The sequence below is a fragment of the Streptosporangium nondiastaticum genome, assembly GCF_003011965.1.
Classification (GTDB): Bacteria; Actinomycetota; Actinomycetes; order Streptomycetales; family Streptomycetaceae; genus Streptomyces; species Streptomyces nondiastaticus.
Genome location: NZ_PXWG01000181.1, coordinates 1 through 11,717 on the forward strand (window position 1 = coordinate 1; position 11,717 = coordinate 11,717).

Sequence of the window (11,717 nt, forward strand, 5' to 3'; positions counted from 1 at the left end):
GAGCGTGCGGGAGGACGGCAGCCGGCTGCCGGGCGCGAGCCGCCCGCCGCGGACCGCCTCGCGCAGGGCGCGGATCAGGGACGCGCGCACGCCGCCGGGCCCGCTCAGGTCCAGGTGGAAGTCCGCGCCCGCACCGTCACCGGCGGCCGGGCCCGGCTCCGGCGCGGCCCCCGAAGTGGCCCATGATTTCTCCATGGGAATGGACCATACCTGTGGGCTGCCCGCGCCCTAGTGTCGTAGGCATGACGAACACGAACGCGAACACGAACGCACAGGTCACCGGCCACCACCACGCCCCCCGCATGCTGCTCCACGAGGTCGCCCCCGAGGTCGGGAAGGCCATGCTGAGCCTGGAGCGGGCCGCCCGGAAGGGCCTGGAGACCTCCCTCATCGAGCTGGTCAAGATCCGCGCCTCGCAGCTCAACCGCTGCGCCTTCTGCCTGGACATGCACACCAAGGACGCCCGCAAGCTCGGCGAGTCCGAGGAGCGCATCTACCTCCTCAACGCCTGGCACGAGGCCCCCGGCCTCTACACCGAGAAGGAGCAGGCGGCGCTCGCCCTGACCGAGGCGGTCACCCTGCTGCCCGGCGGCGTGTCCGACGAGGTGTACGACCGGGCCGCGAAGCACTTCCCGCAGCAGGAACTCGCCCAGCTCATCGCCATGATCACGACCATCAACGCGTGGAACCGGATCGGCGTGACGACCGGCCTCGGCCCGGGCGCGTACGCGGTCTGAGGACCGGCCGGAGAGAACGTGCGAACGGCACCGGTCGCGGGGGTACCGGTGCCGCTCGGTCACTGCTCAATGATCAGCTCACGGCAGCCACTTCTTCCAGACCTCCGGGTTCTCCTTCACCCACCGCTTCGCCGCCTCGTCCGCGCTCAGCTTGTCCTCGGCGATCATCTGGGCGACGGCGTTCTGGTCCTTCTTCGACCACGCGAAGTTCTTCAGGAACCGGGCCGCCTTGCCGCCCTTCCGCGTGAAGTCCGCGTTGAGGAACTTCTTCAGCGACGTCGTGGGGTAGGCGCAGTCGACCGCCGACGGGTCCTTCGCCCCCTTGTCCGCGCACTCCTGCGTGTACGGGGGCAGCTTCACCTCCACCATCGGGACCTCGTTGAACAGCCACTGCGGCTCGTACCAGTAGGTCAGGAACGGCTTCTTCTCCTTGGCGGACTGCTGCAGCTGCGTGATCTGCGCCGCCTCGGAGCCCGCGAACACGACCTTGTAGTCCAGGCCGAGGTTCGCGACGAGCGCCTTGTCGTTCGTGACGTACGACGGCGAGCCGTCCAGGAGCTGGCCCTTGCCGCTGCTCTCGGGCGAGCGCAGCTGCGCCGCGTACTTGTTGAGGTTCCGCCAGTCGAGGACGTCGGGGTGGGCGTCCGCGAAGTACTTGGGCACCCACCAGCCGATGTGGCCGGTGACGCCGAGGTCGCCGCCGGGGGCGATCGTCTTCTTGTCCTCGACGTACCGCTTCTCCTGCTCCGGGTGGCCCCAGTCCTCCATGATCGCGTCGACGCGGCCCTGGCTGAGCGCGTCCCACGCGGGCACCTCGTCCACCTGCACGGTGTCGACGCGGTAGCCCAGCTCGTGCTCCAGCAAGTACTTGGCGACGGCCGTGTTGGCCCGCGCGCCCACCCAGGACTGCACGGACAGCGTCACGGACTTCGTGCCCACCGCGTCCGCGTACGGGGACGCCTGCTTGGTCATGTCGGCCGCGCCGCAGCCGGTGGCCGTGGCGGCGGCGGCCACGACGCACAGCGCGGAGACCGCCGTCATCGTCTTACGCGCCATCACGCGCTCCCTTCGTCGGCTGGGTGACCCGGTCGAGCATCAGCCCCAGGCAGGCGATGGCCACGCCCGCGGTCAGGCCGGTGGCCAGGTCGCCCTGCGCGAGGCCGAACACGACCTCGTAGCCCAGCGCGCCGCCGCCCACGAGACCGCCGATGATGACGACGGACAGCACCAGCACCACGGCCTGGTTGACCGCGAGCAGCAGCTGCGGGCGCGCCAGCGGGAACTGCACCTGGCGCAGCTGCTGGCCGCCGGTCGCGCCCAGCGAGCGGGCCGACTCCATCGCGCCCGGGTTCACCCGGCGCAGGCCCTCGCTCGCGATGCGGACGACGGCGGGCAGCGCGTACACGATCGCGGCCGCGGCGGCCGGGGCCCGGCCGACGCCGAACAGGGCCACGACGGGGATCAGGTACACGAACTGCGGCATGGTCTGGAAGACGTCCAGGACCGGGCGCAGCAGCCGCTCCACGCGCGGGCTGCGCGCGGCGGGCACGGCGATCGCGAAGCCGAGCACGAGCGTGACCGCCACCGCGGCCACCACCTGCGACAGCGTGTCCATGGACAGCTCCCAGCGGCCCAGCACGCCGATCGCGGCGAGCGAGAGGACTGCCGTCAGGGCCGTGCGCCACGTGCCGATCAGCCAGGCGAGGGCGGCCACGAGGAGGAGGGCGCCCCACCAGGGGAGGGCCTGGAGGCCGTCGCGGAGGGGGTCGAGGACCCAGGTGGTGTAGTGGGCGGCGAGGTCGGCGGTGCCGCCGATGCCGGGGAGGCCGGTGTAGAGGTGGTCGACCATCCAGTCCTTGGCGTCGTTCACCGGGGCGGCGATCGCCACCGTCCAGGTGTCGGGCCAGGGCTTGTCGCCCGTGGCGAGGGCAGCCGTGGCGACCGCGGCCAGGGCCGCGAGCCATGCGGTCGTCCGCCGGGTGCGGGCCCGTCGCTGGTTGTGCCCACCCTCCCCCAGCCTTCGGCCGGGGGTGCCCCCAGCCTGCGGAACGCCTGCCCACAACCGGCGAGGTGACGGCGAAGCCGCGCCCGCCGTCGTGCGGTCCAGGACGATCGCCAGGAGGACGATCGGGATGCCGGCTGCCAGGGCGCTGCCCACGTCGACCGTGGACAGGGCCTGGTAGACGCGGTCTCCCAGGCCGTCCGCGCCGATGACGGACGCGATGACGGCCATGGACAGGGCCATCATGATGGTCTGGTTGACGCCCAGGAGCAGCTCGCGCCGGGCGAGCGGCAGCCGGGCCGTCAGCAGGCGCTGCCGCCCGGTCGCGCCGAGCGACTCCACGGCCTCCAGGACGCCCCGGTCGGTGGAGCGCAGGCCGAGCGCGGTGAGGCGGGCCATGGGCGGGGCGGCGTAGACGACGGTCGCGAGGACGGCGGGCGCCACGCCGATGCCGAAGACGAGGACGACGGGCAGCAGGTACGCGAAGGCGGGCAGCGCCTGCATGGTGTCGAGGACGGGCCGCAGGGCCCGGAACGTGCGGTCCGACAGGCCCGCGGCGAGGCCGAGGAGCGCGCCGACGGCGACGGACACCGCCACCGCGACGATCATCAGGGCGAGGGTGCGCATGGTGGGCACCCACATGCCGAGGAGGCCGCAGGCGGCGAACGAGGCGAGGGCGATGACGGCGACCCGTGCGCCGGCGACCCGCCAGGCGAGCAGCGCGGCCGCCGCCGTCACTCCGGCCCAGCCGAGGGCCAGGAGGACGGTGTAGACGGCGTGCACGGCGCCGATGATCGCGCCGCTGACGTGCCCGAAGAAGTAGAGGAAGGCCCAGTGGCTGTCGCGGTTGTCGATGATCCAGTCGCTGGCCCCGGTGAGGGGCTTGGTCAGGTCGACGGTGAACGCGGACGGCCAGGTGCCGCTGCCGTGGGTGGCCGCGGCCACGGGCACGAGGACGGCCGCGGCGGCGGCGAGAATGAGCAGCTTGCGGGCGGCGGGCCGGGCCCACAGGGCGCGGAGGGCGAGGACCGCGGGGTGCGGCGCCGAGGCGTCGCGGCCCGGCGGTGCCGTCTTCATCTGCGGCGAGGCTGTGTGTACGGTCATGCCGCCGTCCTTTCGCCGGCGGGGCCGGCGTCCAGACCCGCGACCACGCCCAGCAGGCTGCGGTGGTCGACGACGCCGACGCAGCGGCCGCCCTCGATGACGCGGGCCGGGGTGCCCGTGCGGGCCACCGTCTCGATCGCTTCGGCGACGGTCGTCGTCGGGTCGAGGGACTCGCCCGTCTCCGACTCGTCCGCGGCGGCGGGGCGCATGGCGCGCCGCACGGTGAGGACCTGTTCGCGCGGGACGTCCCGGACGAAGTCGCGCACGTAGTCGTCCGCCGGGGAGCCCACGATCTCCTCGGGGGTGCCGCACTGCACGACGCGGCCGCCGCGCATGAGCGCGATGCGGTCGCCGAGGCGCAGCGCCTCGGACAGGTCGTGGGTGATGAAGACCATGGTGCGGCCCTCGTCGCGGTGCAGGCGGACGACCTCTTCCTGCATGTCGCGGCGGATGAGCGGGTCGAGGGCGCTGAACGGCTCGTCGAAGAGGAGGACCTCGGGGTCGGCGGCGAGGGCGCGGGCGAGGCCCACGCGCTGCTGCTGGCCGCCGGAGAGCTGGCCGGGGCGGCGGTCCTCCAGGCCGGCGAGGCCGACCTTCTCCACCATCTCGGCGGCCTTGGCGCGGCGTTCGGCCTTGCCGACGCCCTGGATCTCCAGGCCGTAGGCGACGTTGTCGAGGACGGAGCGGTGCGGCAGCAGCCCGAAGTGCTGGAAGACCATGGCCGCGCGGTGGCGGCGCAGGTCGCGCAGGGCGCCCTTGTCCATGCCGCACACGTCCTCGCCGTCGATGGCGATGGTGCCGGAGGTCGGCTCGATGAGCCGGGTCAGGCAGCGGACGAGCGTGGACTTGCCGGAGCCGGACAGGCCCATGACGACGAAGACCTCGCCCTGGCGGACGTCGAAGGAGACGTCGCGGACGGCGACGGTGCAGCCGGTCTGCTCGCGCAGTTCCTCGGGGGAGAGCGCGGCGAGTTCGCTGCCGGGGACGCGGTCGGCCTTCGGACCGAAGACCTTCCACAGGTTGCGGACGCTGAAGACGGCCGGGGCGCCGGTGCCGGCGTTATTGCCGCTCATCGGGGGTCACCCCCGGTGCCGGGGCCTGCCGCAAGCATTTCGGCGCACTTCTCCCCCACCATCAGGACTCCGATCATCGGGTTCACGGCGGGCATCGTCGGGAAGACGGACGCGTCCGCGATGCGGATGTTCGCAAGGCCGCGGACGCGCAGCTCGGGGTCGACGACGGCGAGGGCGTCGTCGGCGGCGCCCATGCGGCAGGTGCCGGCCGGGTGGTAGACGGTGTGCGCGGCCTTGCGGACGAGCTCGCTGATCTCCGCGTCGCCGGTGACGTCCGGGCCGGGGAAGACCTCGCGCTTGAGCCACTTCTTGAACGGCTCGGCCTCGGCGACCTTGCGGGCGAGCTTGATGCCGTCGACGAGGGTGCGGCCGTCGTAGTCGTCCTCGTCCTCGAAGTACCGGAAGTCGAGGGCGGGCTTGACCTCGGGGTCGGCCGAGGTGAGGTAGAGGCGGCCGCGGGCGCGGGACTTGGGGATGTTGGGGGTCATGGACACGCCGTGCTCGGGGCGTTCGTAGCCCAGGCGCTCGGGGTTGTCCGTGAAGGGGATCTGGTAGAAGTGGAACATCAGGTCCGGGCCCTGGTGCTCCGGGTCCCGCTTGACGAAGAGGCCCGCGTCGGAGTCCATCGCGGAGTTGCCCGGGATGGGCCCGTCGGTCTCCCAGACGATGACCGACTCGGGGTGGTCGATGAGGTTCTCGCCGACGCCGGGCAGGTCGAGCACGCAGGGGATGCCGAGCGCTTCGAGGTCCTTCTTCGGGCCGATGCCGGAGTGCAGCAGCAGCCGGGGCGTGTCGACGGCGCCGGCGCAGACCAGCACCTCGCGGCCGGCCTCGACGTAGATCTCCTCGCCGTCCTTGGTGCGGACGTGGACGCCCGTGGCGCGGGTGCCGTCCAGCTCCAGCTTGTGCGCCCAGGTCTCCAGCATGAGGCGGAGGTTGGGGCGGTCGCCGGCTTCCATGTGGGGGTGGAGGTAGGCGACGGAGGCGGAGGAGCGCTTGTTGTTCTCCGGGTGGTAGGAGAGGTCGAAGAAGCCGACGCCCTCGTCGAAGGGCTTGTCGTTGAAGCCGACGACCTCGGGGACGCCGAGCGCGGTCTTGACGGCCTCGATCCAGTCGGAGGCGATGGCGTTCTGGTCCTTCTTCGCGACCCGCACGATGTTGTTGCGGAGCTTGCCGAAGTAGGGGTCCATGTCCTTCGCGCCCCAGCCGGCGGCGCCCGCGGCCTCCCACTCGTCCCAGTCGGACGGCAGCGGCTTGAAGGAGATCAGGGTGTTGTGGGAGGAGCAGCCGCCCAGCACCTTGGCGCGGCTGTGCAGGATGTGGGAGTTGCCGCGGGGCTGCTCGGTGGTCGTGTACTCGTAGTCCAGCTCACCGCCCAGCAGGCCGAGCCACTTGCGCAGCGTCAGCACGTCCTCGCGGTCGATGTCGGACGGGCCGCCTTCGATGACGACGACGGAGGTCCCGGGGTCCTCGGCGAGGCGGGAGGCGATGACGGAACCGGCGGTGCCGCCGCCGACGACGACGTAGTCGGCCGTGATCTTCTGGGCGGGGGGCATGGGGGTACTCCTCGGGGGCAGGAAGGTTCTTCGCTTACGGGTCGTTCGCGTGCGGGTCTTCGCTTGCGGGCTGTTCGCGTGCGGGTTCTTCGCGTGCGGGCTCTTCGCTCGCGGGCTCTTCGCCTACGGGACGAGGCCGGTTCAGCCTGCGAACCAGCGCACCGGCTCGGGCGCGAGGTTCTGGTAAATGTGCTTCGCCTCGCGGTATTCGGCCAGACCCGCGGGGCCGAGCTCGCGGCCGGTGCCGGACTTGCCGAAGCCGCCCCACTCCGCCTGCGGCAGGTAGGGGTGGAAGTCGTTGATCCACACGGTGCCGTGGCGGAGCCGGCCGGCGACGCGGCGGGCGCGGCCCGCGTCCTTGGTCCACACCGCGCCGGCGAGGCCGTACTCGGTGTCGTTGGCCAGGGCCACGGCCTCGTCCTCGGTGCGGAAGGTCTCGACGGTGAGGATCGGGCCGAAGGTCTCCTCGCGGACGACCTTCATGGCGCGGTGGCAGTGGTCGAGGACGGTCGGCGAGAAGAAGTAACCGCCCGCGGGGCGGACCTCGTTCGGCTCGGGCTGGGAGCCGCCGCAGCGCAGGGTGGCGCCCTCGGCGAGGGCGGAGGCGACGTACGCCTCGGTCTTGTCGAGCTGCTGCGCGGAGACCAGCGGGCCGCACTCGACGCCGTCCTCGGTGCCCCGGCCGAGGCGGATCTTCTCGGCGCGGCGGGCGAGTTCGGCGACGAAGCGGTCGCGGACGGACTCCTCGACGATGAGGCGGGAGCCGGCGGAGCAGACCTGGCCGCTGTGGATGAACCCGGCGTTGAGGGCCTGGTCGACGGCGGTGTCGAAGTCCTCGTCGGTCGCGCAGGCGTCGGCGAAGACCACGTTGGGGTTCTTGCCGCCGAGTTCGAGGGCCACCTTCTTCACGGTGGGCGCGGCGGCCTGCGCCACCTTGACGCCCGAGGCGAGGCCGCCGGTGAAGGACACCAGGTCGACGTCGGGGTGCTCGGAGAGGCGGGCGCCCACGGGGTCGCCGGCGCCGGTGACGAGGTTGCCGACGCCGTCCGGGAGACCGGCCTCGACCAGCAGCTTCATCAGCAGCACGGTGGACAGCGGGGTGACCTCGCTGGGCTTGATGACGAAGGTGTTGCCCGCCGCCAGCGCGGGGGCGACCTTCCAGCTGGCCTGCAGCAGCGGGTAGTTCCAGGGGGTGATCAGCGCGCAGACGCCGACCGGCTCGTGGACGACGACGCTGTGCAGGGTGTCCGAGCCCGCGTCCACGACGCGGCCGGCGCCCTCGCCCACGACGAGGTCGGCGAAGTAGCGGAAGGCGTCGGCGACGCAGTCGACGTCGATGCGGCCCTCTTCGAGGGTCTTGCCGGTGTCCCGGCTCTCGGTCAGTGCGATCTCCTCGCGGTCGCGCTGCAGGAGCTCCGCGACGCGGCGCAGCAGCGCGGCCCGTTCGGCCACGGGCGTCCGCGGCCAGGCGCCCTGACCGCCGTCGAAGGCGCGGCGGGCCGCGGCGACGGCGGCGTCCGTGTCGTCGGCGCCGCCCTCGGAGACCACGGCGAGGGTCTTGGCGTCCGCGGGGTCGAGCACCTCCCGCTGGGCGCCGGACGCGGCGGCACGCCACACCCCGTCGATGTGGATGGTCTCGGCTGACGACATGTTCTTTCTGCCTTCCGGTTCCTGGACGGTCCCGCTGCCGCCGGGCAGGGCGCTCGGGCGGCAACGGGACGCGCCTAACCAAAAGGCGAAAAGCTATGCCTCATTCTTCACAAAGAGTGACGCGGGTCACTGAGCGTCGCCGCTCGCGCAGTAGCCGGAAGGGCAGAACGAGCCCAGCAGCACCCGGAAGATCTCCTGGTGACGCGGCCACTCGTCCTCCGGCCCGCCGACCAGCAGGGCGTACTGCCGGCCGTCGGGGCCGTTGAACGCACGGTCGACAACACGCCGCACGCTCCCGTCGGGCCGCACGTAGGTGTACGCCAGCTCGGCGGCGCCGGCCGAGGGGGCGCTCTCCTGCGTCAGCCACAGCTTGCGGTAGCCCTTGTTGCGGGACACCGCCCCCTCGGCCTCCTCCAGCGCCGCGTACGGCGTCGGCTCCGGGCCGTCCATCGCGAACACCTGGACCAGGCTCTTGCCGTCCGACCGCCGGTAGAAGACGCTGGCGCCCTCCGTGCTGCGCTCCCAGCCGGACGGCACGTCGGCGCGGAAGCCGGCCGGGTCCTCCGTGCGCTCGAAGCCGCTGGGCGTGCCGGTCGCGTACTGCAGCCCCGGGAGGGACGAGGAGGAGGGCGAGGGCGCCGGGCCGAGGCCTCCGCCGCCGAAACCGCCGGTGGTGCCGGGCGTCGTGCCGGTCGTACCAGTCATGCCCGCCGCGCCGGTCGTCCCCGTGGTGCCGGTGACGCCTGTGGTGCCCGTGAGGCCCGTGGTTCCAGTGCTCCCCATGGTCCCCGTGGTTCCTGTGGTTCCCGAAGTGCCGGACGTCGTGCCGTAGTCGTACGACGGGCCCGGCACCGGCGGGCCGCTCACGCTCGGGCCCGGTGACGGGCCCCCGCGCCCGCCCGTGCCCGTGCCGTCGTCCCGCAGCACCGACCAGGCGCCCACGCCGAGGCCGCCCGCGAGGACCACCCCCGCCAGCGCGCCCGCCAGGATCGCCGCGTGCGACGGCCCCTCGGGCAGGCCGTCCGGAGGCCCGGGGAGCAGGTGGACCTCCTGCTCCTCGGCGTCGTACGGGGTTCCGTCCGCGTGCCGTCCGCGCCGTGGCGGGCCGTCCTCCACCCACTGCTGGAGATCCGCGTCCCAGCGGCTCATGCGCCCCGCCCCCTCACGTCAGCAGCCGGCCGGCCGCCTCGGCGACCGCCGCCGCCGAGGCCAGGCCGCCGACGGCCGTGGCTCCGCTGCTCAGCAGCGCCCGCAGCCGCACCAGGCGGCCGCGCTGCGTACGGCCCGTGCGGCGCGCCTCCGCCTCCAGGCCCGCGAGTTCGTCGCCGACCGCGTCGACGCCGTCGCCGTCGGACCGTACGAGCAGGGGCAGTTGCCCGCGCAGTGCCGTGACGGCCTCCAGCAGCTCGGGCGTCACGGCCAGCAGGTCGCGGGAGGAGTCGACGGCCCGCGCCTCCCGGCCCGCGGCGACCGCGCCGCCGGAGAGCTCGCCGACGGCGACGCCGCCGGCGCGGGGCACGCCGGCGGGCACGTTCACGGGCGCGCCGGCGGGCTCGTCGCTTAAGCGGCCCTTCGCGCTGCCGCCCGCACCGCTGTCCCGGCCCGCGTTCCGCTGCCCCGTGCCGCGGTGTTCGGCCTGCGCCCGTTCGCCGGCGGCGACCGCACCGCCGGTCATCCGCCCGATGGCGATCCCGCCACCGGTGCCGTTGCCGTTCCTGTCGTCCTTGTCGTTCTTGTGATCCGTCATGATCCCCCGTCCTTGGCGGTGTTCCTGGCCTGCGCGCCGCTGCCCGCGGCCACGGCGCCGCCGCTCATCGAGCCGATGAAGACGCCGCCCTCGCTGACCTGCACGATCTGCTGCTCGAACTGGTCGGTCTCGTAGCCCTGGCAGCGCAGGGCGTCCCGTACGCCGCTCGCGATCCGGTCCTGGACCGTCTTCACGTAGCGGCTGATGTCCATCTCCTGGAACAGCGAGACGGAGTGCACCCCGGCGATCTCGCGCACCGACCCGGCCGGCCCGTCCGGGACGGCGCGGCGCGGGTCGGCCAGCCACGTGCGGAAGCCGGCGACGGCCGTGCGGACCGCCGAGACGGCGGACGCGAACCCGGCGGCGGGCGCGGTCAGCAGGGCGCGGGCGCCGTCGCGCAGGATGTCGTCCTCGCCACGGGCGGCGATCACGTCGACCGCGCGGAACTCCGGCTTGACCGGCATCAGCACGTGCGGCACGACCTCCAGCACCAGCATGCCGCCCTGGGTGTGCACCCTGACCAGCACGGACACGACGACCTGCTCGTCCCACGCGCCCACGCGCACCCGCAGGAAGTAGCGCCGGGCCTCGCCGCCCTCGTCCACGGCCTCGTGCAGGTGCTGCCGGACGACGGGCTCGTCGTAGCGGACCTCGGGCCGGTGCGGGCCCACCGGCAGGTAGACGAACTCCTCGACCTCCAGGTCCTTGAGCCGGTCGCGGCTGGTCGCGGCGGCGGAGTCGCGCAGCGCCTCCAGGCGGGGCCGGATCAGGTCCACGACGGTGCGGGCGGTGAACGGCGCCCCGCCCTTGCCGTCCTTCGGCTTGAGCTCCAGGACGAACGACCACGGCTCGTACGGGCGGCCCATGCCGATGAACGGGCGGGAGGGGTCGTAGATGGTCAGACCCGCGTACTGCTCGCGGTCGATCGTCGCCGCGATGCGGCGGTGGTGGCGCGAGCGCGGCAGCGCGCGGGGCCCGCGGGCGAACGCCTCGCGCCCCAGCTCCAGGCGCATCACGGAGGCGACCCGCGACCGGTGCATCCACACGGGCAGCACGAGGAGCAGCGGGAAGAGCACGGCCGTCCAGCTGCCCACGCCCTCAAGGAGGGCGGCCACGGCCGCGATCCAGTAGGCGAGCTGCAGCACGGGCGGGCCGACCGCCCGCAGGGCGCGCAGCGAGGCCCGCCCCTTGAGGGCCTGGCGCAGGGTGGACTTGTCGACGCCGTAGACGGCGCTCCCCCGCCCGGCGGCGGCCTGCCCCATCCAGTGCGCCACGCACACCAGGGCGTAGATGCCGGCCCACGGAAGCGGCACGTCCGGGAGGCCGTCCGCGTCGTCGTTCACGACTCCGGAGACGAAGAACGCGGCCCATAAGCAGGCCAGCAGCACCGCCGTGAGCACGTCCTGCGCCCGCGCCCGCAGCGCGTGCGTGAGCACCGGCACGACGTCGATGCCGAGCGACGGCGCGATCGGCCGCTCCTCGTGCTCCACCAGTTCCTCGATGACGCGCCGCCGGAAGTCGAGGTCGAGATAGGCCCCCGCGCACAGCAGCCGGGTGGCCTCGCTCCGCGCGTCGGGCCTGGCGGTACCGGCCGTTTTCGCCTGCTCGGGCGACTTGGCCTGATCAGTTCTTGCGGATCCTGTGGATAACGTCACGAACTCTCCGATCGTCGAACTCACCTGCGAAGAAGCAGGAGTTGACGGACTGTCGGAGAACTCACAATAAGCCAATCCGCTTCTTGCGAACCCCTACTTGCGCCCGAATACCGGGCTGAAAATCGACCCCGTCCGGGTGTACCGCGGCACACCTGTACGCAAAAACGGGGGTGCCCCGGGAGCTGTCGCTCCC

9 protein-coding genes and 1 pseudogene are annotated in these 11,717 nt (G+C 73.1%); 1 reads left to right on the forward strand and 9 read right to left on the reverse strand.

Going from position 1 to position 11,717, the window contains the following annotated elements; genetic code table 11:
- Window positions 1–195 (reverse strand): annotated as a pseudogene (locus B7P34_RS32805) (hypothetical protein); the annotation flags it as partial.
- Window positions 196–242: 47 nt separating this feature from the next.
- On the opposite strand from B7P34_RS32805, the gene B7P34_RS32810 reads away from it, so the two are divergent.
- Window positions 243–737: a carboxymuconolactone decarboxylase family protein gene (locus B7P34_RS32810; RefSeq protein WP_106681816.1), complete on the forward strand. Its 495-nt coding sequence runs from the start codon at window positions 243–245 to the stop codon at window positions 735–737.
- Between the two features lie 78 nt (window positions 738–815).
- Here the strand turns inward: B7P34_RS32810 and B7P34_RS32815 are convergent, their stop codons facing one another.
- The 8 genes from B7P34_RS32815 to B7P34_RS32855 form a co-directional block, all read right to left on the reverse strand.
- Complete coding sequence (locus tag B7P34_RS32815; protein WP_106681817.1) at window positions 816–1,793, reverse strand: ABC transporter substrate-binding protein; 978 nt, start codon at window positions 1,791–1,793, stop codon at window positions 816–818.
- Window positions 1,783–3,843 (reverse strand): ABC transporter permease, encoded by a 2,061-nt coding sequence (locus B7P34_RS32820; RefSeq protein ID WP_189383236.1) that lies wholly within the window; start codon window positions 3,841–3,843, stop codon window positions 1,783–1,785. Before B7P34_RS32820 ends, B7P34_RS32815 begins: the two co-directional genes overlap by 11 nt.
- A complete protein-coding gene (locus B7P34_RS32825; protein ID WP_106681819.1) occupies window positions 3,840–4,916 on the reverse strand; it encodes a quaternary amine ABC transporter ATP-binding protein in 1,077 nt (358 codons plus the stop codon). The genes B7P34_RS32820 and B7P34_RS32825 overlap by 4 nt, the downstream gene beginning before the upstream one ends.
- A complete protein-coding gene (locus tag B7P34_RS32830; protein ID WP_106681820.1) occupies window positions 4,913–6,472 on the reverse strand; it encodes a GMC family oxidoreductase in 1,560 nt (519 codons plus the stop codon). The genes B7P34_RS32825 and B7P34_RS32830 overlap by 4 nt, the downstream gene beginning before the upstream one ends.
- Before the next feature lie 141 nt (window positions 6,473–6,613).
- The gene (locus B7P34_RS32840) at window positions 6,614–8,122 is read right to left on the reverse strand and encodes an aldehyde dehydrogenase family protein (protein ID WP_106681822.1); all 1,509 of its coding nucleotides are present in this window, start codon (window positions 8,120–8,122) and stop codon (window positions 6,614–6,616) included.
- 126 nt (window positions 8,123–8,248) lie between these two features.
- Window positions 8,249–9,271, reverse strand: coding sequence for a hypothetical protein (locus tag B7P34_RS37830; protein WP_189383238.1), 1,023 nt, complete (start codon window positions 9,269–9,271; stop codon window positions 8,249–8,251).
- Between the two features lie 13 nt (window positions 9,272–9,284).
- Window positions 9,285–9,869, reverse strand: a complete 585-nt coding sequence (locus B7P34_RS32850; protein WP_106681824.1) for a hypothetical protein — start codon at window positions 9,867–9,869, stop codon at window positions 9,285–9,287.
- The gene (locus tag B7P34_RS32855) at window positions 9,866–11,524 is read right to left on the reverse strand and encodes a hypothetical protein (RefSeq protein WP_189383240.1); all 1,659 of its coding nucleotides are present in this window, start codon (window positions 11,522–11,524) and stop codon (window positions 9,866–9,868) included. Before B7P34_RS32855 ends, B7P34_RS32850 begins: the two co-directional genes overlap by 4 nt.
- Window positions 11,525–11,717: the final 193 nt, after the last annotated feature.